The sequence below is a fragment of the Paenibacillus dauci genome (genome assembly GCF_000971985.1).
Classification (GTDB): domain Bacteria; phylum Bacillota; class Bacilli; order Paenibacillales; family Paenibacillaceae; genus Saccharibacillus; species Saccharibacillus dauci.
Genome location: NZ_LAQQ01000002.1, coordinates 530,767 through 556,834, shown reverse-complemented (window position 1 = coordinate 556,834; position 26,068 = coordinate 530,767). Strand labels below are relative to the sequence as shown.

Genomic DNA, 26,068 nt, shown 5'->3' with positions numbered 1-26,068 from the left:
CAAAAACTCTTGAAAACGGAATGAATGGTTAAATAAAACCCGTCTACTTAGTATTTAAGTAGACGGGTTTTATTTTATGTCCCATAATCCTCATAATTCCCTAAACTCACCTTCAACTCCCCATCCTCCAGACTCCAAATTTGGCCCGCAATCCGGTTAATAAAATACCGATCATGCGAAACTGTCAAAATCGTCCCTGGGAATTCCTCTAAAGCCTCTTCCAATGCTTCTCTTGAGGAAATATCCAAATGATTCGTCGGTTCATCCAGAATCAGCAGATTCGGACGCTGGTGCATCAGTATCGCCAGACGCAGGCGGCTCCATTCGCCACCAGACAATCCCGATACTTTCTTGAATACATCTGCTCCATAAAACAGGAACTTCGCCAGCTGCCCTCTTGCCTGGCCTTCTTCCATTCGAGCTTCCAGCTTAAACCATTCCAATACGGTCTCGCCGCGATCTGGCGGAGCCGCTTCCTGAGCCAGGTAACCGACATCGGTACGGGAGCCAAGCGTTAGGCTACCAGCATCCGGCTCTTCTTGTCCGAGCACCATGCGCAGCAGGGTTGTTTTGCCTGCTCCATTACCACCGATAATCGCAGCATGTTCGCCATAACGCAGTAGCGCAGAGGCTTCCTGCAGCAGGATCTTGTCACCGTAGGCTTTCCATACCTGATCCAGTACCAGCACCCGATCTCCCGAGCGGTCGCGCTGGCGCCAGTCCAGATCCATCTGGGCACGGTCCATTATCGGGCGTTTGACCTTTTGCATACGATCCAATGCTTTTTGCATGGAAGCGGCTCGGCGGTGGAATCCAGGGTTGGGCGGATTGGAGCGATTACCCCATTCAATCAGGCGCTTAATCGATTCCTGGATGCGTTTAATCTCTTTTTGCTGTTCCTGATAGTCTTCGAACTGGCGAACAAGTCGGCGCTGCTTTTCTTCCCTGTAGGCGGAATAATTCATTGGGTAGGTAACTGCTTCGCCATCTTCCAGTTCAATAATTTCCTGCACCACCCGATCGAGGAAATAGCGATCATGCGAGATGACGATGACGGTCGCAGGTGATCCGGTAATGAATTGCTCCAACCAGACCACGGCTTCCATATCCAGGTGGTTGGTCGGCTCATCCAGCAGCAAGATATCCGGGTCGGTGAGCAGAAGCGCAGCCAGGCAGACCTTGGTCTTCTCGCCGCCGGACAGGCCGTTGAACAGACGGTCGTAACGATCCGTTCCGATACCAAGACCATTGGCAACGGCATCGATCCGGGCAGACATGGCATAGCCACCTGCTTCTTCAAATTGATCCATCGCTTCGCCGTATTGACGAAGTACTTTTTCCATATCTTGTTCGGACAGATTGCTATCTGCCATCTGTACGGTTAGCTCTTCCATCCGCTGCTGTAGAGCGAGCAGTTCCCGGAAGCTGCCGCGCAGTACATCCAGAATCGTCGTATCTTCTTCGTAGGCAGGAACCTGAGCCAGATAGCCTACACGAGCGCCTTTCTGGATGTGCAGACTGCCCTGATATGGACGTTCCTGGCCGGACAGCATTCGGAACAGGGTGGTTTTGCCTGCACCATTGAGGCCGATCAGGCCGGTTTTGCGGCCGCTGTGAATTTCGAGGGTGACGCTGGACAGGACCTGCTGGGCCCCGTAATATTGCTCAACCTGCTGACAGGCAATCATAATAGACATATTGTATATTCTCCTCTATAGGCTGCAGAGAAGATCAAGATGAACGGTACGAACAGGAACTGCATCATTCGTTTGCAGAAACCAGATTATATTCATTGGCGTTTCCAGCGATCAGCGGAATTGTAATGATGGCTCTCCTCTATTGGAAGAGGTAAAATCCTGTTTCATACGCATATTTACGAATAATAGGCTGTTTGTTCGATATACCTGTTATTCTGTTCACCCATCTGTTCGCTTCTGCAGCTGTGTGTATTTTTGAAGGAGAAATGCGCTGCTGCCTGTCAGCCCGGCGGAATTGCCGGAAACCCCTATGTTCATGTATCCATCCGATATATGAACATAAGAAAAAACCGCAGGGAAACGTCCCTGCGGCTGTACGTTAAAAGATAATCCCGGATTAAAGGGAATCTCTGGATACAGACGCTTCATGCGCCGATACGGATCACAGAGATGTAGATCGCATGAAACAAGCATGCTGTAGAGAATTATCTGCAGAGAGCTTTATGCTCTATTACAGACACCCCTCACAGGCTGCTGATCATCATGCTACATGTCCGACCGAGGCTGAAGGCAGGAGCGGCATTTCGCCATTGTACGAGTATTCATTTTTGGACAGACTTCTCCCGTCTTCACGAAATGAATGTACAATACTACAGCTGCCCAGCGGTCTGCGCTCCAGCGTAATAAATAATGGGAAAGTTAACATCCTGCCTCACCTCCTTGGTTGTAACGGATCAGGAATGACCCATGCTCCTTCCCGGGAGCGGTGGATTCGCTGATTCGTTGTGATTATTTACTTTTTAACACATCGGGCAGCCAGATGGCAAGCTTTTTCTGCCCGATTGATGTATGCAGCAGCAGGCTCAGCAGTCCCCAGCCCAGCATCGCTCCGGTAAAATTAAAAATAATATCGTTGATATCTACAGTGCGATACGTGTAACCAAGCAGCAGATTCAGTATCCCCTGCAACGTCTCAATCACCAGTCCGATCCCCAATCCCAGCCAGACCATTCTCGCCCGGTTCTCCCGAACGGGAATCAGAAATGGCACCATCAGTCCATACGGAACCGTCATCAGAATATTGAGATAATTGGATTTGTCATCCAGAATGGAATCGTAAAACTGGGAATGAAAAGGAATCCAGTTGAACCGCACCATGCCCGGTTCGCTGCCAGCCATGCGCATCAGTGTCAGCAGCTGTGGGTCTACCGGAAAAGGGAAAAAGGTATAGCGGATCACATTCAGCATATATATCCCGAAAATGCCTGCAATCAGCAGATACATCCCGTCCTTGCGATATATACGGTGCAGAACAAAGAGCACCAAAGCAATCAGGATCAATCCACCGATCCAGAATCGAATATCAAATATCAGCATATCATTCCTCCTGCCTGTTCATCATCCATACGATACATCAGTGATATGATATATATGGGTATTATGATTTTAACTACTTCTCCTGCCTCTATGCAAAATGCCATATCGGCGGGATCACAGACAGACTATGCTATATATCTGTGCATATACGATCACAAGACTGGAAATGGAGTGAATAACAATGGAACATACTACACTTACACCCTCTTTGATGCAGCTGCTGAATGGACAGGAACTGCACAGCAAGCAGCATCTGGCAATGCCACTGTTAACTATCGGAGAAGACTTTTATCCCCATCAGGCGATGGTGAGTGCAGGCGAAGTACTAATGCTGGATGAACAGCATGTACGACTCGCGCTCTGGCAGGGAACAACGACGACAGGCAATCTACTGCGCAGCGGCAAGGGACTGCTTACTTTTGTGTGGGAAGGTGTATCCTATGCACTTCGACTCTCCTGCACTCCTCTGCCGGAGCTGACAGATGCTGTCTATCCACGGGCACGCTTCGAGGCTGTTGTGGAGCATGTACGGGAAGATACCGCCAAGTATGCGGAGCTGACATCGGGTATTACGATTCGTCTGCTTCAGCCGGATGATGTACTCTCCCGCTGGGAAGAGACACTAGCAGAGCTGCGCCGATAATTCCTCTATTTGATCTCTTCGATTAGCGCCCTGCTGCCAGTGGTAATGAAAGGGTATGTTTGGTTACCCTATAACTTACGATCTGACAGGAGGGACTTTATGAAAGACGATACGAACAAGGATATCACCCGCAAAGCTGCCGAAACGGAACTGCCGGATCAATCCCACTCTTTTTGGCGTGCCACCACAGAGCTGCCTTCTTTCCCCCCGCTGCGTGAAGAATTGGATGTAGAGATTGCTGTAGTAGGTGCCGGCATTACCGGGATCACTGCTGCCTACCTGCTGGCCAAGGAAGGCAAACAGGTTGCCCTGTTCGATGCCGGCAAAGTGCTGGACGGCACAACTGGTTACACCACCGCCAAAGTAACATCCCAGCACGGGCTGATCTACGATCATTTGCGCAAGCATACCGATGACCAGAGTGCAATTCTGTACTATGAAGCTGCCGAAGAAGCCAAGCGATTTATGCAGAAGCTTGTAGAAGATAACCAGATCGACTGTGATTGGCAGGAAGAGACTGCGTATGTCTATGTGGAATCGGATGATGACGAGTTCAAGAATCTGGAAAAGGAAATGGAAGCGTATCGTGAACTGGGAATTCCCGGCGAATGGGTAGAGTCCCTGCCAATCCCGTTGCGCGTCAAAGGCGCTATAGCCCTGCCCGGACAGGCTCGCTTCCATCCGGTGCAGTATCTGAAATTCCTGCTGATGGAATTCCGGGTGATGGGCGGACAGGTGTATGAGAATACGATGATCGAGGAAGTGGAAGACGGCGATCGTCCGCGGCTGCTGATCCAGGATCAGGAATTTGGCGTAACCTGTGACAAGGTCGTATCCGGTTCGCATTATCCGGTGACCGATCAGAACGGATTTTATTTTGCCCGCCTGCAGCCCGAGCGGTCGTATACACTGGCGATTCGTGCGGAGACACCGTTCGAGGGTGGCATGTATCTCAGTGCCGACGAGCCCAAGCACTCCCTGCGCTCGGCTACCTTTGATGGACAGCAGTACGTGATTGTCGGCGGCAAAGGACACCGTACCGGTCAGGAAGAAGAGACAACGATGCATTACGCCGATCTGGAGACCTTCTCCGGTATGCTGCTGGGGATCAAGGATATTCCGTATCGCTGGTCGGCGCAGGATCTGTATTCGCTGGATCGGATGCCCTGTATTGGCTATGTAACCAGCGACAAGCCCAATATTCTGGTTGGTACCGCTTATGCCAAATGGGGAATGACATCCGGTACACTGGCAGCGATCATGATGACCGATATGATCATGGGCCGGGAGAACCGGTATACCGATCTGTTCTCCCCTTCCCGCAAAATGCCGCTGCTGGAACGGATCAAAACTGCGGTCAGTCATAATGCGACGGTCGCCAAGGAACTGGTCACCGGCAAGCTTGATTTCAACCGGCGCAAAGCGGATGATCTGGAGCCGGATCAAGGTGCCGTTATCTGGCATCATGGCAAACGGACCGGAGCGTATCGGGACCCGGAAGGCAAGCTGCATGTAGTGGACACGACATGTACCCATATGGGCTGCGAAGTCGGCTGGAATGAAGCCGAACGTTCTTGGGATTGTCCTTGTCATGGCGGACGATTCAGCTACACTGGTGAAGTACTGGAAGGCCCGCCAACCGAGCCGCTGAAGCAGATTAAGTCCTGACTTCTCCTATCAACCAATGCAATCTGCACATAAAAAATGAACCCTGGCTGCTGCAGCCGGGGTTTTTATATATACATATTTTATATATATACATATTTATTGAAACATATATGCCGAAATGCGGTAAAGCTGCTATTTCTCGGCAGTCTGGCCCTGTTCAGTCATCCATTCCACATGAATTTTGCGTACCAGTGAGAGAATGGCTCTAAATAATGTGTTGGCATTACCGATAACAAACATGATTGTCCCTGTTTTGGTCTGACTCGTAAAGAAAAAATAACTGCCCACCAGAAAACAAATCGTCGTAATCATATCATTCAGCAGACTGATCAGCTCATAGCGGTTCTCGGCAACCAGACGGCGTTTTTTGAATTCCACAGCCAGCTTGTAAGAATCCGGCTTGTGTATCCGCATCCGGCGACTTTTGACCGGTGCTTTTATGGAACGGTGAATACGATGTTTGCGCATGATGTATCGCCTCCTCTGTTGCACTTACCCTCTATAATTGCAGTGACAACAGTTTGGCCTTAATTTGAATAAAATTGTCAGATTTACGGTCAATAAGACACACTTTTATGTAAGGTAATGGTTTTAATGATATATTATGGTTCCTTTGTGGTACTGTATGAATACAGGCAACTCATTATGAAGTAAAGGATGACAATATGCGATCCCGAAAAAAAACACATCAACGTCTAAAACGTCCATTGATCGTCACTGTTGTAGCGGCGGTTATCGTTATCGCCGCTTTCTCCTTCTGGCTGCTGCGCGGAAGTCCGGCAGGTGCTCCTGCTGCCAATAATACGCCCACCGACAAAGGCGGCTCCTATACTGTACCTGTTGTCGACAAGGATGGGATCAAGCGTACCTCCACCGTCGTCGGCGAGCAGCTGGCTGTCTATGATGGCAGTACATGGCAGCCTTCTTTCTGGGCAGGGATTAACCTGGGGGCAACTACACCGGGTCATTATCCCGGAGAGCTGAGTCCAACCAAGGAAGATTATTTACGCTGGTTCCCGCAAATGAAAGCGATGAATATCCGGGTACTGCGGATTTATACGATCCTGCCTCCTTTTTTCTATGAAGCGCTCAAGGAGTACAACGAGACGCAAAAAGAGCCGCTGTATCTGATGCAAGGGGTGTGGTCGCCGGAGGAAGAGCTGATCGGCAAAGATTCCAGAGGCCGCGATGCCTATACGCCGGAGATTACCCAATCCTTTACCAAGGAGATTCAGGAAGCCGTCGGAGCGATTCACGGACAGATCACGATTGACGAGACTCCCGGACATGCGCATGGACAGTATACAGCGGATGTATCTCCGTATTTGCTAGGCTGGGTGGTAGGAACCGAGTGGTTTCCTTATGCAGTGGATGTAACGGATAAGGCACATCCGAATCAGCCACCTTACAAAGGCAAATATTTCAGCGCGGATGCGGATGCGACGGCTTTTGAGAGCTGGGTCGCCAGCATGCTCGATGTAACTGCAGAAGCCGATATGAAATATGGATGGCAGCACCCGATGTCTTTTACCAACTGGGTGACTACCGATCCGCTCAAGCATCCGAATGAACCGCTGGAACAGGAAGATCTGGTATCGGTCGATCCGATGAATATCAAGCCTGTAGCCAACGTCTGGCAAGCCGGCTATTTCTCTTCCTATCATATCTATCCGTACTACCCGGATCTGCTGCGTCAGCAACCGGAATACAAAAAGTATAAAAAAGCAGACGGTACTATAAATCCGTACGCCGGTTATCTGCATGCTATGCGTGAACATCATAAGGGCATTCCGCTGGTAGTTGCCGAGTTCGGTATGCCAAGTTCACGCGGAATGGCTCACTACGGGCCCCTTGGACGCAATCAAGGGATGCATACCGAAGAGGAGCAGGGCAAGCTCGATGCCGGATTGGTCAAGGATATTTATGATGAAGGCCTTGATGGCGCCCTGCTGTTCGAATGGCAGGATGAATGGTTCAAGTTCACCTGGAATACGATTGATCTGGAGCCGGCAGACCGCCGAGCAATGTGGCGCAACCGGCTGACCAATGAAGAGCACTTTGGCGTGATCGCTGTCGAGCCGGAAGCCAGTGTGGACGATATGATTCATCTGGATGGCAAGACAGAAGACTGGGCCAAGAATCAGACTGCCATTACCCAGGACTATCCGGATATGATGATGCAGATGACACATGATGCCGCCAACCTGTACGTCAAACTGGAAAAGAAAAACGGAAACTGGGATTTCAGCCAAAACAATTTGTATATCGGCTTTGATACTAATGGTGAAGGCAGCCTCAAGTCGGACAAAGCGCCTGGTGTTACTTTTAACCAGCCGATTGAGTTTCTGGTCAGTATTCAGGGCAATACAGACAAAGACGGTCATATCTACATTAACAGCGGCTACGACCAGCATACGTATCTGTATGGCGCTTCCCGCAAAGAGATTCCGTATGATCCCAAATATGCGGATGGCTCGGCCGGTTACTTCCTCCCATGGAAGCTGGCATTGAACCGGGAACTGTATTTGCCGCAGACCAAGGTCACTATGCCATTTGAAGAGTTGGAAGTCGGCAAGCTGCATCATGGTATCAACGATCCAAGCAGTCCGGAGTTCAATAATCTGTCCGACTGGTATGCCAAGGATAATGTGATCGAGTTCGCGATTCCATGGATGCTGCTTGGATTTATGGACCCAAGTTCCCTGACAGTCTGGGAAAATCCATATCAAGCCAAAGGTGTAGCACCGCAAAAAACCGATGGTATCAAAGCTTCTCCTGTACTTGTACCGAAAAACAGCCAGGCAGCGGTCAATGCACCGGCGTTTGGCAGCTATACGTGGGAACCATGGAACGAACCGGTCTCCCACGAACGTCCGAAGAAAAGCTATCCTATTCTGCAGGAAGCCTACGCACAGTACGCCAAGCCTGCCAAAAAAGAACAATAGATTCTGCTTTACAGCCGCAGCCCTACATCGCTGCGGCTGTTTTGGTATTCATTTTTTCTATAGAGTATAGAATATTTACGAAATGTAGTTTGCTGCTTGAATATTGAACAGCCCCGTGCGAGAATAATACAAATCAATTTCTCACACACCATGGTATTACTTGTCTAACGATGGATTGAACGACCGCTATACCGCAATCTCATCTTGTTCAAAGGAGACTGACCATGACTGAACCTAACCCTTATCTATTGGAAACGCTTGCGATTCATGCCGGACAGGAGATTGATCCAACTACCTTCTCTCGTGCGGTACCGCTGTACCAGACCTCCTCGTATGGATTCCGCGATAGCGAACATGCCGCCAATCTGTTCGCACTCAAGGAATTCGGTAATATCTACACTCGCCTCATGAACCCGACCACCGATGTATTCGAAAAGCGCATTGCTACGCTGGAAGGTGGAGTCGGCGCACTGGCGACAGCATCGGGGCAGGCAGCGATTACCTTTTCTATTCTGAATATTGCCGGAGCGGGTGACCATATCGTCTCGGCAGCCAGTCTGTATGGCGGTACATATAATCTGTTTGCCAATACACTTCCCAAGCTGGGCATTGAAGTACAATTCGTGAATTCCGATGATCCGGAGAACTTCCGCGCTGCGATCAACGAGCGTACCAAAGCACTTTATGCCGAGACAGTCGGCAATCCACTCGGCAATGTGCTGGATATCGAAGCGGTCGCTGCGATTGCGCATGAGCACGGAATTCCGCTGATCGTGGATAACACATTCCCGAGTCCGTATTTGCTGCGTCCGATTGAACATGGTGCAGATGTAGTCGTACACTCCGCCACCAAATTTATCGGTGGTCATGGTACATCGATCGGTGGTGTAATCGTCGACGGCGGCAAGTTCGACTGGACAGCGAATGACAAGTTCCCTGGCCTGACCCAGCCGGACCCGAGCTATCATGGACTGGTATACAGCGATGCACTCGGTCCGCTTGCCTATATTACCAAAGCCCGTGTGCAGCTGATGCGCGATCTGGGCGCACCAATCTCCCCATTTAATGCGTGGCTGCTGCTGCAGGGGCTGGAGACGCTGCATCTGCGGATGGAACGTCACAGCGAGAATGCCCAGCAGGTCGCCGAATACCTGGAACAGCATCCTGATGTGGAATGGGTCAGTTATCCCGGTCTGAGCAGTCATGCGTCTTATAAGCTGGCAGACAAGTATCTCACCCGCGGCAAGGGCGCGATTCTTACCTTCGGTATCCGTGGTGGTGCAGCAGCCGGACAGAAGCTGATCGGTAATGTAAAGCTGTTCTCCCATCTGGCGAATGTGGGCGATTCCAAGTCGCTCATTATCCACCCGGCGAGTACCACCCATCAGCAGCTGAATGAAGAACAGCAGCTCGCCGCCGGTGTGAATCCGGAGTTGATCCGTCTCTCTGTCGGTACAGAGAATATCCGCGATCTGATTCAGGATCTGGAGCAGGCGATTTCAGCTAGTCAGGTCTGATGATCTACTCGGGGCAGACTCCGACCGATTCAGGTGCCATGCTACCTGCTTTGTCTGCTCTGTGAATACAGACATCGAATAGTCCCAACTATTGATCGAATCGCTGGAAAAATAACTAACAAGAAAAGGACATTTCGGCATACCGGAAATGTCCTTTTCTTGTTCATCATCTATCGTTATCGCTTTCTAACAGCCTGGAAATACTGCTTTCCATGTACATATTGCAAAAAATACCATCTATGCTACGCTAACCATATACCTGTGTTCTACCTGCCAGACCATCATTTATAATTCAGTGATTCGAAATATCCGGTTGGGAGGATTCCCTGTTGAATATAAAAGTAAAACTCGCCGCCATACTCCTCTGCGCCGGAGTCCTTTTGTCTATTCCGATTACCTATCTGTATCATCATACAAATGCACCTGCCTATGATCTGCAGGTTGGGCAAGAACGCAGCTTCGAGCATCCCGGCATTCTGGATCAACAATCCATTTATCCGAATAATAAACAGCTGTGGGCTGTTGTCATTTATCCGGATAACGACGATAAAATGCCTGCTGCCATGTCCAGAGTCTATGTTATTGCCAAAGCAACCAGCCGCATTATACAGGAGCAATCCTTGAAAGAAAGCAGTGATACCGCAGCCGAGGAGATTCCTCTTCACAACAGCAGCTGGCCATCAGGAGACTATGCCGTATGCTTTGAGAAAAATAATCATATTATCAAGCAGGTCGATTTCACTTTGCAGTCACTTTGACAAGAATCCGTTAACGATATACCCCTTTGCGGCCCTCGCGGAAATCGGCCAGCATATCCACGTTCTGCCGGTTAAACAGCGGCGGCGCCGACTCCGGTGCAAAAAAGCGCAGCTCCCGGGTCTCTTCATTCTCCTGCAGCCGCTCTCCGCCGGTAATCCGGCATACAAAAGCAACCAGCATCGTCTGCGACCGGTCTCCATTCGGATACGTATAATCGTACTTGGTGTATACTCCCTGAAGATAATGGATCTCGATCGTATGTCCGGTCTCCTCCATGACTTCGCGTTTTACCGTATCCTCTGCCGATTCGCCCAGCTCCATCGCTCCGCCGGGAAATCCCCATTGTCCGTTATCCCGGCGCTTTTGCAGTAGGATCTCACCTTTGTCATTGGTAATAATCGCTCCGGCAAAATTAGTAATGATGTGCTCCTGGCCTACTTGTGAACGAATCCAGCCGATATAGTTTGCCATAATGTCCATGCTCCTCTCGTCTGCTTGTATGGATCATATTATCTGTATAATTTTTACATCATTATTCGTACCTTTACCATACTCTATTCAGTACCGTTCACCAAGTGCGAATCCATGAGTCCTTTTACTTATATCGCCAAAACAAAAAACAGACTGCCTTATCGTCTCCGAGGCAATCTGTTTTCTAATGGATCATCTTCATGGTTCTGTACTCCGTATAAGGTAGGATAGTCCTGCCGGCTTCTGCAAAGAAATAGACTGGGTGATGCATCAGGCGATCACTTCAAGACCGGTACCCTGTGCCGCCGCACGGCTGATCGCATTATGATAGCCTTCCAGCGAACGGTCTACAATCTGTTCGAATACAAAGCTGCTCACTTCCGGAATAAGGGCGCGGGCGAATTCCCATGCATTTTCCTCAATTCGCAGCGCAATTCGTGCGCGCAGCAGCGAATCCGTACAGTCATCGAGATCGTCTGCCAGCTGTTCGAGCATTGGATCTTGGGCGTGACCCAGTTCGTGAGCCATAATAATCGCAAAATAGTCATTCACATGACTAAGGGAACCGAACATATTAAAGCACTGTTCTTCAATCTCATGAATATACAAGGTGATCATGCGGCTGTTCATTCCGAACTTGCCGCCAATGGAACGGGGACCCGGAAATTTTTTTCTGGTGCGAACCCGTACATCACTGTTAGCGCGATGAAGAAGAGTCTGAATGGTTGTTTTGATGTAACGCTGGTCCACAGGCATCCCTACACTTTCCTGAAATTTAGCTCTTATTTCAAAACGATGAAATTATTGAACTATTATACAAGAATATGTCGGAATATGTAACCAATTTGATTACCCTTTTGTGAATATCATGAAACATTTTTTTCGAAGGAGCATTAGTAGTATACTATTCCAGTAAAATATTATCGTGAAAATGGAGGTTAGATCATTATGGAATTACGTAACAAAACAGCTATTATTACTGGGGCGGGTAAAGGAATCGGCAAAGCCATCGCCGAGTCACTGGCACGCGAAGGTGTGAATCTGGGTCTGCTCGCGCGTACTGCTGCCGATCTGGACGAACTGAAAAACACACTGTCCGAGCAGTACGGTGTGCAGGTATTCACGGCATCCGCTGATGTATCCAACTCCCAGGAAGCCCGCGCCGCTGTATCCGGACTCGCAGCTTCACTCGGTCATGTAGACATTCTGATCAACAATGCGGGTACGGCTTCCTTTGGCAAACTGGCAGAAATGGATCCGGAACAGTGGGAACAGATTATCCGTGTTAACCTGATGGGCGCTTATTATGTGACTCACGAACTGCTGCCTGCCATGATCGAGCAGGGAAGCGGAGACATTATCAATATCGCTTCGACAGCCGGCGAGCGCGGCTTTGCGACAGGTTCGGCGTACTGCGCTTCCAAGTTCGCTCTGCTGGGTATGACCGAAGCCCTGATGCAGGAAGTACGCAAGTCCAATATCCGTGTAACAGCACTGAATCCAAGTACAGTCAATACACCGCTGGCAGTGAATGCCGGTCTGCCGATTGGCGACGAAGACCGTATGCTGCAGCCGGAAGATGTAGCCGAGCTGGTCCTCGCCGGTCTCAAGCTGCCTTCCCGTGTTGTACTGAAAACAGCCGGCATCTGGACGAACAATCCACAATAATACGGCTAACTCTATGTTCCGTTTTGCAGAAGCATACCTTTGTACATTTCTTTATCGGTACAGGTTATTCTTCGGGTAAAGGACATAAACTATCCCCCTGTCTGGCACTGATGCCGGCAGGGGATTTTTGTGATAGATGTCCCTTTTTACCCAGCAGGCTATGACGCCGTATATCCGGGATCAGCGGCTATAATTATTTTTGCACAAAACCTGATTTCATTATGAACTGTGTAAATAAAGGTTATATATACTATGGTATACTGTAAATTATTCCCTTGTGAGGAGTGAACAGCATGAAGTCGATCTGTGTATTTGCAGGATCAGCAACAGGACATCATCCCGATTATCTTCAGTCTGCTGCACAGCTGGGTACCCATATTGCCGGACTTGGATATCGTCTTATCTACGGCGGCTCGCGTCTGGGACTGATGGGTGCAGTTGCCGATGCGGCGCTGGCTTCCGGCGGGGAAGTAACCGGTATTATGCCGGGCGGACTGCTTCACGGTGAGCGGGTACATCAGGGATTAACAGAGATGATACAGGTAGGCAGCATGCATGAACGCAAAGCCATGATGCAGGAGCAGGCAGATGCCTTTATCGCCCTGCCTGGCGGACTCGGTACATTGGAGGAATTATTCGAAGTATTATGCTGGTCGCAGATCGGCATTCACAATAAACCGCTTGGTCTGTACAATATCCGCGGCTACTATGATCCCCTGCTGCAGATGATCCAGCACAGCATGAATGAAGGATTTACCGGTCAATCCTGCCTGAGCCGATTGTTCGTCTCGGCCAATCCCGAAGAGATTATTCAGGCGGTCAGCCACGAACTGCCCCTTACTTCGGATGTACGCTGGAATCCAACAGGCTGTCAGTGATGAAGATCTCCGGACGGCTGTTCAACGGCTGGAAGACCTTCAAACTACTGGCTGAAAAGCAGCATGAATTGAAAGAGTGCGTATCTTCTTAACTTCCTTTTCCAGATCATCCAAAATGACTGTTACATGCGAGAACTGGTACCTGTATGTATAGAGCAGACCGTTTCGTATAAAAAATGCCCGCTGACACGGTGAGAAGATCACCGGTTCAGCGGGCATTTTTATGATTAGGATAGTACTTTGGATACGGCAGACTGCAGCTGGGTGGACATGGCATCCAGCTCCTCCGAGCCGGCTGCCAGTGTCTCCAGTTCACTTGCTACCGTCTCGGAAATAGTCAATACCTGGCTGGAAGCAGACAGTGTATGTTCCACTGTATTTTCCAGCTTGCTCATCATGCCGGTTACCTGCTGGGCATGTTCAACTTTCTGGCGGGCAATAACAGATACTTCCTGTATACTGGCAGCTGTTGTACCGACAGCCTGCCAGATCGCTTCCAGTGCCTCTTCGGAAGAATGGGCTGCTTCGCGTCCGGTATCCAGATGCATTTTGCCATGCTGGAGCATATCAACGGCCTGCTGGAGCGATTCACCCATCTTGGCGGTAAATTCTTCTACCGAGCTGGCTCCTTCGCTGGCTTGTTCAGCCAGCTTGCGTACTTCAGAGGCAACTACTGCAAATCCGCGGCCTGCTTCTCCGGCACGTGCTGCTTCGATCGATGCGTTCAGTGCCAGCAGATTGGTAGAGCCGGCAATACCGGAAATGGTATGGGCAATCGATTTGATTTCTTTGGAGTACTCTTCCAGTTGACCGACGATACGGGCATTTTCCAAGGAGGATTCAGCAAAGCTGTCCAGCGCACGAATCGTCTGCGCCATCGTCTCCTTGCCCAGCTGGGCAGTTTCACGTGTATGCTGTGAATCCTGTACCGCACCGTCTACACGTACAGCAGCCCGATCAATGAGCTGTGTGAGTGTATTCATTGTCTTCATTGAATCATGCAGCACATGGCTGCCGGCTTCCGCATTCTCGTTCATTTCCTTGTTGCTGATTACCACTTGGCTGTAGGAGCTGCTCATCTCCTCCAGAGAGCGGGAGAACTGCTCAGACGAAGCGCTGATCTGACTGGCGGAAGAATACATATTCTGACGGATATCCTGCATCAGATGAGACAGATTATCCATCATCGTACGAATAGAAAGAGACAGTCTGCCAATCTCGTCTTTGCTGTGTACTTCCGGCAGCTGCACCTGCAGACTACCACCGGCAACCTGCTCGGCTGCACGTGTAATCATAACAAGTGGACGCAGCATACGCTTGGTCAACAGCCAGATCATAATAATGGCTGCAATTACTTCAAAGACGATAAACAGGATAATTCCCTGTTCAAATTCATCACTGGCCTGCTCGTATGGCGCATTCGGTACACCGACATACCAGATGCCGATAATATCGCCGGCTGCATTATGCAGCGGTATATAGGCAGCCTGATTGACCTGTCCGACAACTTCGGCTTCGCCGGTGTAAGACTGCCCTTGCTTGAGTACTACATTGCCTACTTTGTCAGAGATTTTCGTTCCGACTGCGCGGCTGCCATCGGGCTTGATAACATTGGTCGCTACACGTGTATCCTGCAAGAACAAGGTAGCGGTATCGCCGGTTTTTTTGCCGAAGTTATCCAGCCAGTCAAAATTATCGTTCATTACAGTCGTGCCTTTGTACAGCTTGCCGTCACGCTCGGACCACTCACCCGGATACATGGCATCAATCAGCAGCATTCCGGTATCCAGATCACTGAGCAGTTTTTTCTGCGCAGCTCCCACGATCTGATTATCCGCTTTTTTCACGGCATAATAGCCGAGCAATCCGCTGCCGATAATAATGACCAGACTGATAAAGATCACCATTTTCTCCCTGAATCCCAATCTTTTCATAAACCCCTGTTTCCCCCTTGGACATTACCATGTCCTTTTATAAAAACTATCGCTGGCTTTTCATAAATGTGAGTGTATTCTGCTTCTTGGAGATGCGCTAATGGATGCCTATGAACAAGCCACGTAGTTACTGGTAAATAACCAGCTTACCCATAACTTATCGGAGCTAAAGGTAAATTAGTTAATGTTTTTTTACTTAAAAATTGAAATTCAGCAATTTTTTCAGCAGTTTTCAGCATATTTGTAGCAGCGTCTGTACCTGACCACAGCAGAAGGACACTTGGTTTGGAGCTCTATATCTCTGGTTTGTTAAACAATTGTTATCCTCTCCTGCCCATACCAAAAAGCAATGCCTCAGCTTGGGAGCACAGGCATTGCTTTTTGGTATGGGCATACAGGAAGGAACAGTGCGAGATCGGAAGGTTCGATCAGGAAAACTGGATATCAAATGTCTCGTAACGAGCCTCGTCAAACAGATGCTGCATGCCTTTTAATGGCTTGCCGCAGTCTATGATGGTCAGTCTGCTCAGAGGCAGCTCGCCGGGTTGGAGCTGGGTCAGCATGGTTAGCGGTATCTGCAAGAAATCAAAACAGCTGCATGCTGCGAGTGATATAGGCAGACGAAATTTCGCTTTCTGCATTTGCCTGTATGTCGGCATCAGCCGAAGAGCGATGGTCTGCGGATCGATAGACAAATTCTGGGTCCACCGGGCTCCTGCCGCACCATCCTGGACAAACAGGTGGCAGTCATCCGCACTGCCGATACATCCATATCCTGTACGCTGTATATGAGTATAGGGAGCTGCCAAGCGATTGAACAAGCTGTCCAGCATAAGAAAGCCTCCTTGTATCTACTAATCTTCAGGATGTTCCATCAGATAATAATAAATCAGGCACATATGCATAATGAACTGCTCGTGCGGATCATTCAGGTCTATACCAGTCATTTCGCGTATGCGATCCAGCCGGTATTTGACCGAGTTGCGGTGAATAAACAGCTGACTCGCTGTATCCATCAGACTGCCGCGACTGTCCAGATAAAAGAACAGCGTGCGCAGCAGCTCACTATGATGCTCTTCATCGTACTGCTTGAGCCGTCCCAGCTTGCGATCGAACAGTTCACCAAATCCACGTTCATCGACCGAGCCGCGCAGCAGATGATAAATCTCTACATCCTGATAGGCTGTGAGCGAACCACCACCGCTCAGACGACGCGAGATGGTAAGCGCGCTGCGTGCCTCACTGTATCCATGGTGAATATCCCACAGCCATTTCGGCCGCCCAATACCAGCCCGGTAGCCGTGCAGACGTCCCTCACGATCATTCAGCCAGCCCGCGATAATCGTATCCCACGGAATCTCCTGTTCCCCGTTAACGTCAGCCTGTTCCTGCTCGGCAGGCGGAGTAGGCAGGAACAAAATCGCACGGTTACTGCGGAATTCGATATGAGGACGAACTCCATATTTCTCCGCCTCGATAGCCAGCAGATGGTTCATCCACTCCTCTTCGGGAGCAGTCTGGCCCTCGATCACGACAATCTCCCACTGCTGCGCCGGATTCATGCCTAGCTGACGGCCGCGCTGCTCTACTTCTGACCGCGGTGGAACCGGCGGCGTCATCAGTTCATCGATAAAGTTGCCGCGCAAACGACTCTCTGTATCCTCGATAATCCGGTTGCGCATTAGCTCCAGCGCCAGCACCAGTCGGGACTGCTCGACACCGACCTCTTCCATCGCGTCCAGCTTTTCTTTATCTACGATCAGACGGGCGACACTGCGCCGATCCACATTGATATTCCAGCTGAGTGGATAAGATGCCTGTCTGTAATCCCAACCTGCCGGAGAGGAGACGATAGTCACCCCGGTATTGTCAATAACCGCCACCGGTGCCTTGAGCAGCTCGGATACATGATCATTGACTGCCTGAATACCAATATTCTCCAGTACCATCATGGTGAGTTTGCGGTATACCTCGTCCGAACGCTGCAGGATAGAAGCCTGGCGATCCAGTACCCGTTCCATAACCGCCTGGGTAATCTCGGTATACGGAATATCGGAAGGCAGCTCAATCAGCGGCATGCCGTACTGTTCACTTAGCTGTATCGCCTCGTCTGGTATTTCCTTGAGAAAATGCGCTGGCTTGATCGCAAGCGCGGCTGCACCACCCTTTGACAGAGCTATAATCATGTCCGACAGTCGCTTCGGCTCATCGCGTATAAAATAGGCTGTTGTCATAAGCAGCACATCTTCTCGTATTCCTTCTTCCAAATCGGGCGTCTCCATAATATCGATAAATTGCACGGACCGCTCCAGTCCCCGCTCCCCACTAATCACGCGCGCACGCTGCAGCAGCGGAATCTGCAGCAGCTCGCGCAGTGTAACTCCTGTTGTCTTCATTTTATTTCACCGCCGTTATCGCAGATTCGTACGTTGTGCCTGCCATTTAACCAAGCAGTTCGCCGGCACGCATAATTAGCTGATCATCCAGATATACATCAGGCTGCTTCACCACGATATCAATATGTACGCCAGCCGCTACAGTACCGCCAAATGTATTATTGCTGCCAAAAGCAACATGAATCGTACCGTATACTTTCTCATCTTCCAGCACGATGCCGGTAATGCGTGCTTTGTCATTTGTACCGATACCGAACTCGCCCAGCATACGTCCCTGGTCATCTCCAAGCATACGCAGCAGTTCATCGCCTTTGTCGCCTTCGGCAGCGATCAATCTGCCATCTGCTACCGTCAGCAGCAGCGGACTGTTCAATGCTCCGAGGCCAGCTACCGAACCGTCTGCCAGAATTTGGCCTTCTGCTGTACCTTCCAGCGGTGCAATATACGCTTCACCCGAAGGCAGATTACCGGATTCGCCAGGATTCAGATACAGGCCTGTGCTCGGCACTCCCTCTCTGCTATCAATAGAGAAATTCAGACTGTAGCCATCTTTTTCAATACGTACGCTGGAAGCACGGGTTAGCATCTGTGTTACTTTTTCCGTCAATTCCTTGACCTTGGAATATTCGGCAGTTATTGCTCCGTGGGTGAACATATTCTCCGTAATGCCCGGCATGGTCGCTACGCGTGCACCGGCTGCGGCGGCCTGCTTGCGGGCCGAGGTATGGGTCAGGGAATAACGTGTCACACAGACAGCTACCGAAGCGTTCATCATGGCCATCGCGATAGAAGCCGGTGGTTCTTCACCCGATTTGCTGCGCTCCTGCATGACCATCAGCATGGATTCGGCGCCCAGACGCTTACCCGCTTCATAGAGGGATTCCGCCAGTTCTTTGCGGCTGTCATCGGTTACGACAACCAGGGATTCACCAGGCTGAAGACCCAGACAGTCGGTTAGTACATTTTTGCTGATTTCGATTCGTTGTTCGTTCATTTGTCTCCATCCTTTACGTTCATATTCTCTGCTCTTGTAGGCAGGTTATACATATATTGTTCCATAACTCTCTCCAAAACGCTAATCATTACAATCGTAGAGTCTGTACTTGTTATATTGCCAGTGAAGTTCTACCTCATATTGTAATTTGCTGCACCGGATGACCGGGTTTTCGGTATAATAATGGCTTATTACATATGGAGAGGATGAATTGGTATGAAGCAGGCATTGATCATTATCGATATGCAGGAAATCTTTTTTATGGGAGAAGAGAATGCGCTGTATAACAGGGAACAGCTGATCACCCATGTCAATGAATGGATTGCAGGAGCACGCCATGCCCAGGTACCGATTGTATTTATTCAGCATACCAGCTATACGCCAGGAGAAGAACTCTATGTAGATACGCCTGAATGGCAGATCTGCAGCCAGTTAGCCCGCCAGCCTGAAGATACAGTGATCCGCAAAACGAGCTGGGATTCTTTTTACCAGACCGAACTGCTGGAATGGCTGAAGCAGAATGGGATCGAGCAGCTCATTTTCGCCGGTGCACAGACAGAGTTCTGCCTGGATACGACCATTCGTGCAGCCTATAGCCTCGGCTATCAACGTAATCTGATTGCAATAGATAGCCATAGTACGCTGGATAATAGCATATTAAACGCTCAACAGATTATCCAGCATCATCAACAGGTATGGAATGGAAGATTTGCTAACTTGCAGTCTATAGATATAGCTTTCCATTCCTGATTCGAAATGAACATAATAACTTAATGTAAAATAAACTAACATATATCTTATAATTATATTGTTATCCCTTATATTTCTTGTTAGAATCTCTACAATACATTCTACATATTAGGGGGTCACATAATGAAAAAGGGGTATTTGTTAGTTTATTTAACATTGATATTGAGTTTGTTATCCGCCTGCGGACAGGCACCTGCCCAGGATCCTCCATCTGCAGCTAGCAGCGATTCCGTTGCACCTGCTACACCCAGCGGACCTATCCGATTCGCTACCGATGCTTCTTATGCACCAATGGAATTTATGGATCTGGATCAGGTCAAAGGATTCGATATCGACTTTATCGCAGCCGTTATGAAAGAAGCGGGACTGGAGCATGAAGTGACCAATGTCGGCTGGGATACCATGCTGGAGAGTGTGCGCCAGGGAACCGAATACCAGGCGGGCATTTCATCGGTCTCTATTACCGATGAACGCAAGGACAGCTACGAGTTTTCCCTGCCTTATTTTGAATCGACCAATATTATCATGGTCAAACAGGGTAGTTCCGTAAAATCCGCGCTGGATCTCAAGGATAAAAAAGTCGCAGTACAGAATGGCACTACTGCGGATATTCTGATGTCCGGTATTATGGGTGCGAATAATCCGGGCCTCAGCAAATTCGAAAGCAATGCACTCGCACTGATGGAACTGGACAGCGGCGGAGCAGACGCTGTTGTCGCGGATATCGCGGTGGTACGTGAGTATATCAAAAATAACCCGGACAAAAATCTGGTGAGTATCGCAGACTCCCAGAACTTTGATTCCGAGTATTATGGCATTATCTATCCCAAAGGCAGCGAACTGAAAGCCAAGCTGGACCCGGCTATTCAGAAGGTTATCGACAACGGCACCTATGCCCAGATCTACAAAACATGGTTTGGCGAAGAACCAGATCTGACCAATCTCAAAGCAGCTATGGCCAAAGGCTAAGTTATGCAGGAATTCCGTTTTGATATCATTCTGTATTACCTGCCCATGCTGCTACGGGGAACTCTGCTTACGATCGGGATCTCCATCCTTTCTATTATCCTTGGTTCACTGCTTGGATTGATTGTCGGTTTTGGCAGGATGTCCACCCATGCCTACTTCCGTCTGCCAGCGGCTTGTTATATCAACTTTTTCCGTGGGACACCGCTGCTCGTGCAGATTCTGATTGTACATTTTGGTGTGGTACCGGCGCTGGTCGGTCATACCGATGTGATGATTGCCGCCGTACTATCGATGACACTTAATTCGGCAGCGTACACGGCCGAGATCTTCAGGGCCGGTATCCAGTCTGTCGAGAAAGGGCAGACCGAGGCTTCGCTATCGCTGGGTATGACGCATCGCCAGACGATGAGGTATATCATTCTGCCCCAGGCCATCAAGCGAATGGTGCCGGCTTTTGGCAATGAATTTATCGTGCTGATCAAGGACTCTTCCCTGCTCACCGTGATTGCTGCCAAAGAGCTGATGTATTATGCCAATGTGATGCGCGGACAGTATATGCGCATCTGGGAACCGTATCTGACCGCAGCAATCATTTACCTGATCCTTACCTATTCACTGAGCAAGCTGCTGAACTGGTGGGAGCGACGCATGAACTGAATCAGCCGGACATTTTCCATTCGGGAATTTTCATTAACATGCATGCAAAGGAAGATTCCAGCTGCAGAGTATACAAATGGCCTGTAGAGCTCCATCCAAAAAGCCTGCTTATCCACCAGAGGTTCAGACACCTTTGGCAGACAAGCAGGCTTTTTGAGCATTCCAATTCATTCACTTTATTTATTATCGAGACATTAACCGATCAGAACCTTCTCTTCCGGATAACTGTATTTCGGCGGGCGTCTTGTCTGTGCCAGGGCAAATGCCAATGCCAGAGGACCGAGACGTCCGATATACATAGTTACAATGACGATCAGTTTGCCGGCAGGAGAAAGATGAGGAGTGATTCCCATCGAAGATCCCACCGTTCCAAATGCAGAGACGGATTCATAAAAGATCGCAAGGAAAGTGGCGCTGGATCCATGCTCGGTAATCGTCAGCAGAATCGTCAACACACACACAATACCAAATGAAATCATAATAACAGCCAGCGCCCGAAAAGCCATTTCAAAACTGATCTTCCGCTGAAAAGCATGAATCTCTGTCCGTCCGCGCACAACGCTGTATAGACACAGAATCAGAATCGCAAACGTATTGATCTTGATTCCGCCGCCTGTCGATCCACTCGCTGCTCCGATAAACATGAGGATAATAAATACAAACTGGGTCGCTGCCATCAGTCCGGCGATATTAACCGTGTTATAACCCGAAGACCTTGGCATCACGCCCTGGAACAAAGCAGCCCAGATCTTCTCGCTCAGACTGAGCGGACCCAGTGTAGCCGGATTGCTCCACTCTGCTATCAGTACAAAAGCAACACCGAATGCAGTGGCAATCAACGAAGCCGTCAGTACCAGCTTGGTATTAAGCGAGAACCGGCGCCAGCTCCGCTTTTGCAAAATATCAGTTAGTACAATAAATCCCAGTCCACCAATCACAAACAGGGTAATTACGACCGTATTGACTACGGGATCGCCTACATGGGTAGACAGACTGTTCGGATCCAGTGCAAATCCCGCATTGTTAAATGAAGATATCGCATAAAAAGCCCCGTAATACCAGGCGCGCTTCCATCCAAGCTCAGGGGTCCAGTGCAGCGCCAGCGTAATCATGGCTACCGATTCCAGTACAAAGGCAATCAGGAAAATGTTCAGCGACAGCTTGACCAATCCCTGTGTCGAAAAGGCATTGGTCGCCTGCTGAATCATCAATCGCTGCTTGAGTCCGATCTGCTTGCCCAGCAGAACAGCAAACAGCACCCCGAATGTCATAAAGCCCAGACCACCAATCTGGATCATGACCATAATCACGACCTGTCCAAACAAGGAGAATGCCGTGCCTGTATCAATCACCGCAAGCCCGGTCACACATACCGCCGACGTTGCGGTAAAAAGGGCATTCAACCAGCCTACGGAATGCCCATGTGCACCTGATATGGGCAGACGAAGCAGCAGCGTCCCGATCAGGATCAGCCCTGCAAATCCGAGCGGAATCAGCCGTGCCGGATTGACAAAGCTGTGCATCTGCTGATTCATCCGATAAGGGCCCTTGTTCCTTCCGAATCCTAGCATGTTTTAGTTATTCATCCTCTCAATGAAACGGGCAGCCGCCTCCATCCTGCGATCCGGTCTCGCTCCGCTCATATTTTTTATCCTGATAAAAGAAGTTCGGCGTCACTGTCCGGTTGGGATATGGACGATGGAAAATATGCGTGGTTGCCGGAGACATGGGTGGAATCAGCCATACCCAGTTCCCGGTCACTTCACGTCCGGCCGCCGCTTCGCGTTCTTCGAATTTCTGAAATTGGGAAGCAGCCGTATGATGATCGACAATACTCACTCCCGCCTGCTTGTAGGAATGTAGTACTGCAGCATTCAATTCCACGAGTGCACGATCCTGCCACAGCGTTGATTTGCTGATGGTATCCAGCCCCATAAGACGAGCCATCACTGGCAGCAGATTATACCGATGTTCATCGGCAAAATTACGGGCACCGATCTCCGTACCCATATACCATCCGTTAAACGGCGCAGCCGTGTATTGAATCCCGCCGATATCAAGCCGCATCTCGGACACAATGGGAACAGCATACCATTTCAGCCCAAGCTCTGTAAATTCCGGATAATCCGGATGGATCATGGGCACTTCCAGCACATCCTGCAGCGGAATCTCATACCACCGGGGAGCACCGTTATTCTCACTTATAACCAGCGGCAGCACATCAAAATCAGTTCCTGCTCCCTGCCAGCCCAGATGCTGACAGAACCTTGTAAAGGAAAGGGATGAAGAATCCCCCTTGACACCTTCTTCGGTCTCATAACCTGCATATCGGATCAATTGATGATTCCAGATACGTGTCTCTCGTCCTTCGGCATCACGCGGACGGAAAATCGTGATCGTCGGACGGATCTTGCCGCCATTGGTCGCATATCGGATATGTTCCAGTAGTTCGGCTGCGATCTGGTCGATACCTTCCGCCTGCCGGGCATCCCTTACATCCAGATGATCCCAAAACAACCGGCCAATACAGCGATTGCTGTTGCGCCAGGCCATTTTGGCACCATGACTGAGTTCTTCCAGCGTATGGGTATAGATTCCCTGACGCTCAATTTCTTCATATATTTCTTCCATCCGGGCTGCGATCCGTTCTTCACTGTGACCCAGCTCCTGATAACATACACGGATAAAGGATTCTGCTTCCTGAACAAGCGGATAGGTTACCGCCATATTGTCCACCTCATTATTTTATGAATTTCACATATCGGGTTATGCCGCCCTGCTTCTATTATTCACATACGGATAAATAACTCTTACAGATGTGAGCCACCGGACATTCAATTTCGGCTTTTATACGAACTTACTTAATACTAGCGTCTACCCATTATACGTGAACCGAAAGTGATCTGGCAGTAACCGGGACAAACTGTCACAAAATCAGCATATAAAAAGCCTGCCGGGTAGGATAGCTTCTACTCGGCAGGCTGGTATGGGGAATGTATAGGAGCAGTACGTTCAAGATGGGGTATGAACCGTACTGCTATCACAATTGCAATTGTTTTTTAATAAAAGGTTCTGATCAATCCAGTAAATCCTCGCGGGATTAGCGGCCCAGGTAAGCGTTAAGCATCCAAGCGGCTTTTTCTACTTCACCGCGAATACCTGTCAGCAGGTCAGCTGTTGGGTGATCCGCCAGCTCTTCAGCCAGTATAATGGCTTCGCTCATCTCACCGGACAGTGTAGCAAAGTCTTCTACCACTGAAGTTACCATCTGGTTAGCAGATTCGCTACCTGTTGCTTCCAGCAGTGTGGACAGCTCCAGCTGTTCCTTGATTGTAGCGACCGGACGTCCACCGATAGCCAGTAGGCGCTCTGCCACATCATCCATATACACGGTTACCTGAGTGTACAGTTCTTCGAATTTGGCATGCAGGGTGTAGAAGTTCTCGCCTTTTACATACCAGTGGAAGTTGTGCAGTTTGGTATACAGTACAGACCAGTTGGCGATTTGAATATTCAGTGCATTGTAGAGGGAATCGATCTGTGTGTTCTCGGATGTATGAGTTTGGTTATTTACAGTTGTCATGGTTAATTCCTCTTTTCTTTATTTTAAATTTAGACTTATTCTAATTCCTGATTTAATAATAACAGATCATTTTGGATTTGGCTAGTGCTTTTTTATATTTTCATTTTTATTTCTGAAAAGAGGATCTGTCCGCTTACAAATCAGCTGTAAGCTGCCAGCGGTGCGAGCCAAACCATGCCGGTCCCGCGATACACGTTAACCAGTCCTTCACCGGACGCAGCTGAACCAAGCCGGGTCTTGCCGGAGCGCTCTACCGTAAAGTTCAGCGAATTTGACCACATCATCGCAAAGTTGCCATCTACCTTGAGTTCATCATTTTGCAGCTCGACGACAACGGCCTCTTCGGATGGAATCGGCGCTTCGAGTGCGATAACCCCTTTACCGCTCGCGCTCATATTGAACAGCCCTTCTCCGCCGAGTACGGCCGAGGACAGATTACTGCGCGCTGTCACGCCGATTCGCAGGGATGTCTCACAGGCCAGGAACAGCCCATCTTCAATAACAACTTCATCATTATCTACATCGATCAGCCAGATATACTTGTATGTAGGCTCCAGCAGAATCGTCCCTGTTCCTTTATAGAGAGGCTTGATCGCTCCTGTACCACTCGCTGCCCCGCCAAAAAAGCTTCGTACCGCTCCGCCGGCATCCTTGATCCCTGTGGTCATCTCCATCCGGCCGACCGTGTACTGCATGGCGCCTGCTTTCATCATAATCTCGCTGTTGTTCAGTTCGATCATCAGCTGCTTGCGATGCATATTGCTATGGGACATATAATATTGCGCCGTAGCGTCCATCACCGAGGTTGTACTCAGATCCTTTATGTATTCCAGAACGGTAAAGCTACCGAGCTTTTCCTTGATTACCGTATTGCTGTTATCCGTCAGATTATTAATTACAAATGCCATATCCAATCACTCCTTTGAGATAATAAGATATCCACAACAGATATCCGTAAACACGACTGCAACAAAATGATCAAAACACCTATTTCTAATATTAACGGAAGTATATTCATAAGCAATGCCGGGAATTTTGAAATTTATTCCTTTTTGTCACAAATAAATTAATCGACAGCTTTCGACCCCATTCCTATTATAAAGTAACCTCCAGATTCAATGTAAGCGATTCCTTTTGCTGAATAACTTACCTGTCCTAGTGC

Annotated in this window: 24 protein-coding genes; 10 read left to right on the top strand and 14 right to left on the bottom strand. The window is 49.3% G+C overall.

Annotation, left to right across the window (positions count from 1 at the left end; genetic code table 11):
• Positions 1-74: 74 nt before the first annotated feature.
• The 3 genes from abc-f to WH46_RS16770 form a co-directional block, all read right to left on the bottom strand.
• A complete protein-coding gene (abc-f, locus tag WH46_RS16775) occupies positions 75-1,697 on the bottom strand; it encodes a ribosomal protection-like ABC-F family protein (protein ID WP_046227596.1) in 1,623 nt (540 codons plus the stop codon).
• 541 nt (positions 1,698-2,238) lie between these two features.
• Positions 2,239-2,403 (bottom strand): hypothetical protein, encoded by a 165-nt coding sequence (locus WH46_RS24110; RefSeq protein ID WP_017811085.1) that lies wholly within the window; start codon positions 2,401-2,403, stop codon positions 2,239-2,241.
• Positions 2,404-2,486: 83 nt separating this feature from the next.
• The gene (locus WH46_RS16770) at positions 2,487-3,074 is read right to left on the bottom strand and encodes a VanZ family protein (protein WP_017811086.1); all 588 of its coding nucleotides are present in this window, start codon (positions 3,072-3,074) and stop codon (positions 2,487-2,489) included.
• A 181-nt stretch (positions 3,075-3,255) separates the two neighbouring features.
• Here WH46_RS16770 and WH46_RS16765 point away from each other — a divergent pair, with 181 nt between their 5' ends.
• Together WH46_RS16765 and WH46_RS16760 are read left to right on the top strand one after the other, a co-directional pair.
• The gene (locus WH46_RS16765) at positions 3,256-3,717 is read left to right on the top strand and encodes a hypothetical protein (RefSeq protein WP_017811087.1); all 462 of its coding nucleotides are present in this window, start codon (positions 3,256-3,258) and stop codon (positions 3,715-3,717) included.
• A gap of 99 nt (positions 3,718-3,816) precedes the next feature.
• A complete protein-coding gene (locus WH46_RS16760) occupies positions 3,817-5,385 on the top strand; it encodes an FAD-dependent oxidoreductase (protein WP_017811088.1) in 1,569 nt (522 codons plus the stop codon).
• A 132-nt stretch (positions 5,386-5,517) separates the two neighbouring features.
• Here the strand turns inward: WH46_RS16760 and WH46_RS16755 are convergent, their stop codons facing one another.
• Positions 5,518-5,853 carry a YrhK family protein gene (locus tag WH46_RS16755; protein ID WP_017811089.1) on the bottom strand — a complete coding sequence of 112 codons (336 nt, stop codon included), beginning with the start codon at positions 5,851-5,853 and terminating at the stop codon, positions 5,518-5,520.
• Between the two features lie 197 nt (positions 5,854-6,050).
• Here WH46_RS16755 and WH46_RS16750 point away from each other — a divergent pair, with 197 nt between their 5' ends.
• The 3 genes from WH46_RS16750 (at position 6,051) to WH46_RS16740 (ending at position 10,605) form a co-directional block, all read left to right on the top strand.
• Positions 6,051-8,330, top strand: coding sequence for a hypothetical protein (locus WH46_RS16750; protein ID WP_046227595.1), 2,280 nt, complete (start codon positions 6,051-6,053; stop codon positions 8,328-8,330).
• Positions 8,331-8,554: 224 nt separating this feature from the next.
• Positions 8,555-9,847 (top strand): homocysteine synthase, encoded by a 1,293-nt coding sequence (locus WH46_RS16745; protein ID WP_017811091.1) that lies wholly within the window; start codon positions 8,555-8,557, stop codon positions 9,845-9,847.
• Positions 9,848-10,176: 329 nt separating this feature from the next.
• Positions 10,177-10,605: a hypothetical protein gene (locus WH46_RS16740; protein WP_152425764.1), complete on the top strand. Its 429-nt coding sequence runs from the start codon at positions 10,177-10,179 to the stop codon at positions 10,603-10,605.
• Positions 10,606-10,615: 10 nt separating this feature from the next.
• Here the strand turns inward: WH46_RS16740 and WH46_RS16735 are convergent, their stop codons facing one another.
• Both WH46_RS16735 and WH46_RS16730 read right to left on the bottom strand, forming a co-directional pair.
• Positions 10,616-11,077 carry an NUDIX hydrolase gene (locus tag WH46_RS16735; RefSeq protein WP_017811093.1) on the bottom strand — a complete coding sequence of 154 codons (462 nt, stop codon included), beginning with the start codon at positions 11,075-11,077 and terminating at the stop codon, positions 10,616-10,618.
• 270 nt (positions 11,078-11,347) lie between these two features.
• A complete protein-coding gene (locus tag WH46_RS16730) occupies positions 11,348-11,833 on the bottom strand; it encodes a hypothetical protein (protein WP_017811094.1) in 486 nt (161 codons plus the stop codon).
• A gap of 192 nt (positions 11,834-12,025) precedes the next feature.
• Here WH46_RS16730 and WH46_RS16725 point away from each other — a divergent pair, with 192 nt between their 5' ends.
• Complete coding sequence (locus tag WH46_RS16725; protein WP_017811095.1) at positions 12,026-12,745, top strand: 3-ketoacyl-ACP reductase; 720 nt, start codon at positions 12,026-12,028, stop codon at positions 12,743-12,745.
• Positions 12,746-13,038: 293 nt separating this feature from the next.
• On the top strand, positions 13,039-13,623 hold the full coding sequence (locus WH46_RS16720; RefSeq protein WP_017811096.1) for an LOG family protein: 585 nt from the start codon (positions 13,039-13,041) through the stop codon (positions 13,621-13,623).
• Between the two features lie 227 nt (positions 13,624-13,850).
• On the opposite strand, the gene WH46_RS16715 is transcribed toward WH46_RS16720, so the two are convergent.
• The 4 genes from WH46_RS16715 to WH46_RS16700 form a co-directional block, all read right to left on the bottom strand.
• Positions 13,851-15,557, bottom strand: coding sequence for a methyl-accepting chemotaxis protein (locus WH46_RS16715; RefSeq protein WP_017811098.1), 1,707 nt, complete (start codon positions 15,555-15,557; stop codon positions 13,851-13,853).
• Positions 15,558-15,985: 428 nt separating this feature from the next.
• On the bottom strand, positions 15,986-16,390 hold the full coding sequence (locus WH46_RS16710) for a hypothetical protein (protein WP_017811099.1): 405 nt from the start codon (positions 16,388-16,390) through the stop codon (positions 15,986-15,988).
• Positions 16,391-16,411: 21 nt separating this feature from the next.
• Positions 16,412-17,953, bottom strand: a complete 1,542-nt coding sequence (locus WH46_RS16705) for a PucR family transcriptional regulator (protein ID WP_017811100.1) — start codon at positions 17,951-17,953, stop codon at positions 16,412-16,414.
• A 46-nt stretch (positions 17,954-17,999) separates the two neighbouring features.
• The gene (locus WH46_RS16700) at positions 18,000-18,947 is read right to left on the bottom strand and encodes an aminopeptidase (protein WP_017811101.1); all 948 of its coding nucleotides are present in this window, start codon (positions 18,945-18,947) and stop codon (positions 18,000-18,002) included.
• Positions 18,948-19,163: 216 nt separating this feature from the next.
• On the opposite strand from WH46_RS16700, the gene WH46_RS16695 reads away from it, so the two are divergent.
• The 3 genes from WH46_RS16695 to WH46_RS16685 all read left to right on the top strand — a co-directional run bounded on the left by WH46_RS16695 (position 19,164) and on the right by WH46_RS16685 (position 21,323).
• Positions 19,164-19,697 carry a cysteine hydrolase family protein gene (locus tag WH46_RS16695; RefSeq protein ID WP_017811102.1) on the top strand — a complete coding sequence of 178 codons (534 nt, stop codon included), beginning with the start codon at positions 19,164-19,166 and terminating at the stop codon, positions 19,695-19,697.
• 123 nt (positions 19,698-19,820) lie between these two features.
• Positions 19,821-20,666 carry a basic amino acid ABC transporter substrate-binding protein gene (locus WH46_RS16690; protein ID WP_017811103.1) on the top strand — a complete coding sequence of 282 codons (846 nt, stop codon included), beginning with the start codon at positions 19,821-19,823 and terminating at the stop codon, positions 20,664-20,666.
• A gap of 3 nt (positions 20,667-20,669) precedes the next feature.
• Complete coding sequence (locus tag WH46_RS16685) at positions 20,670-21,323, top strand: amino acid ABC transporter permease (RefSeq protein WP_017811104.1); 654 nt, start codon at positions 20,670-20,672, stop codon at positions 21,321-21,323.
• 194 nt (positions 21,324-21,517) lie between these two features.
• On the opposite strand, the gene WH46_RS16680 is transcribed toward WH46_RS16685, so the two are convergent.
• The 4 genes from WH46_RS16680 to WH46_RS16665 all read right to left on the bottom strand — a co-directional run bounded on the left by WH46_RS16680 (position 21,518) and on the right by WH46_RS16665 (position 25,814).
• Positions 21,518-22,858, bottom strand: a complete 1,341-nt coding sequence (locus WH46_RS16680) for a TrkH family potassium uptake protein (RefSeq protein ID WP_026135966.1) — start codon at positions 22,856-22,858, stop codon at positions 21,518-21,520.
• Positions 22,859-22,913: 55 nt separating this feature from the next.
• Complete coding sequence (locus WH46_RS16675; RefSeq protein ID WP_046227594.1) at positions 22,914-24,050, bottom strand: nitric oxide synthase oxygenase; 1,137 nt, start codon at positions 24,048-24,050, stop codon at positions 22,914-22,916.
• A gap of 373 nt (positions 24,051-24,423) precedes the next feature.
• Complete coding sequence (locus WH46_RS16670; RefSeq protein ID WP_046227593.1) at positions 24,424-24,906, bottom strand: Dps family protein; 483 nt, start codon at positions 24,904-24,906, stop codon at positions 24,424-24,426.
• A gap of 140 nt (positions 24,907-25,046) precedes the next feature.
• Positions 25,047-25,814, bottom strand: a complete 768-nt coding sequence (locus tag WH46_RS16665; RefSeq protein WP_017811108.1) for an AIM24 family protein — start codon at positions 25,812-25,814, stop codon at positions 25,047-25,049.
• Positions 25,815-26,068 lie beyond the last annotated feature (254 nt).

What these genes read in the sequence shown, in the direction of transcription:
- abc-f (WP_046227596.1), bottom strand. Translation starts at nt 1,697, where the DNA reads ATGTCTATTATGATTGCCTGTCAGCAGGTTGAGCAATATTACGGGGCC.
- WH46_RS24110 (WP_017811085.1), bottom strand. Translation starts at nt 2,403, where the DNA reads ATGTTAACTTTCCCATTATTTATTACGCTGGAGCGCAGACCGCTGGGC.
- WH46_RS16770 (WP_017811086.1), bottom strand. Translation starts at nt 3,074, where the DNA reads ATGCTGATATTTGATATTCGATTCTGGATCGGTGGATTGATCCTGATT.
- WH46_RS16765 (WP_017811087.1), top strand. Translation starts at nt 3,256, where the DNA reads ATGGAACATACTACACTTACACCCTCTTTGATGCAGCTGCTGAATGGA.
- WH46_RS16760 (WP_017811088.1), top strand. Translation starts at nt 3,817, where the DNA reads ATGAAAGACGATACGAACAAGGATATCACCCGCAAAGCTGCCGAAACG.
- WH46_RS16755 (WP_017811089.1), bottom strand. Translation starts at nt 5,853, where the DNA reads ATGCGCAAACATCGTATTCACCGTTCCATAAAAGCACCGGTCAAAAGT.
- WH46_RS16750 (WP_046227595.1), top strand. Translation starts at nt 6,051, where the DNA reads ATGCGATCCCGAAAAAAAACACATCAACGTCTAAAACGTCCATTGATC.
- WH46_RS16745 (WP_017811091.1), top strand. Translation starts at nt 8,555, where the DNA reads ATGACTGAACCTAACCCTTATCTATTGGAAACGCTTGCGATTCATGCC.
- WH46_RS16735 (WP_017811093.1), bottom strand. Translation starts at nt 11,077, where the DNA reads ATGGCAAACTATATCGGCTGGATTCGTTCACAAGTAGGCCAGGAGCAC.
- WH46_RS16730 (WP_017811094.1), bottom strand. Translation starts at nt 11,833, where the DNA reads ATGCCTGTGGACCAGCGTTACATCAAAACAACCATTCAGACTCTTCTT.
- WH46_RS16725 (WP_017811095.1), top strand. Translation starts at nt 12,026, where the DNA reads ATGGAATTACGTAACAAAACAGCTATTATTACTGGGGCGGGTAAAGGA.
- WH46_RS16720 (WP_017811096.1), top strand. Translation starts at nt 13,039, where the DNA reads ATGAAGTCGATCTGTGTATTTGCAGGATCAGCAACAGGACATCATCCC.
- WH46_RS16715 (WP_017811098.1), bottom strand. Translation starts at nt 15,557, where the DNA reads ATGAAAAGATTGGGATTCAGGGAGAAAATGGTGATCTTTATCAGTCTG.
- WH46_RS16710 (WP_017811099.1), bottom strand. Translation starts at nt 16,390, where the DNA reads ATGCTGGACAGCTTGTTCAATCGCTTGGCAGCTCCCTATACTCATATA.
- WH46_RS16705 (WP_017811100.1), bottom strand. Translation starts at nt 17,953, where the DNA reads ATGAAGACAACAGGAGTTACACTGCGCGAGCTGCTGCAGATTCCGCTG.
- WH46_RS16700 (WP_017811101.1), bottom strand. Translation starts at nt 18,947, where the DNA reads ATGAACGAACAACGAATCGAAATCAGCAAAAATGTACTAACCGACTGT.
- WH46_RS16695 (WP_017811102.1), top strand. Translation starts at nt 19,164, where the DNA reads ATGAAGCAGGCATTGATCATTATCGATATGCAGGAAATCTTTTTTATG.
- WH46_RS16690 (WP_017811103.1), top strand. Translation starts at nt 19,821, where the DNA reads ATGAAAAAGGGGTATTTGTTAGTTTATTTAACATTGATATTGAGTTTG.
- WH46_RS16685 (WP_017811104.1), top strand. Translation starts at nt 20,670, where the DNA reads ATGCAGGAATTCCGTTTTGATATCATTCTGTATTACCTGCCCATGCTG.
- WH46_RS16680 (WP_026135966.1), bottom strand. Translation starts at nt 22,858, where the DNA reads ATGAATCAGCAGATGCACAGCTTTGTCAATCCGGCACGGCTGATTCCG.
- WH46_RS16675 (WP_046227594.1), bottom strand. Translation starts at nt 24,050, where the DNA reads ATGGCGGTAACCTATCCGCTTGTTCAGGAAGCAGAATCCTTTATCCGT.
- WH46_RS16670 (WP_046227593.1), bottom strand. Translation starts at nt 24,906, where the DNA reads ATGACAACTGTAAATAACCAAACTCATACATCCGAGAACACACAGATC.
- WH46_RS16665 (WP_017811108.1), bottom strand. Translation starts at nt 25,814, where the DNA reads ATGGCATTTGTAATTAATAATCTGACGGATAACAGCAATACGGTAATC.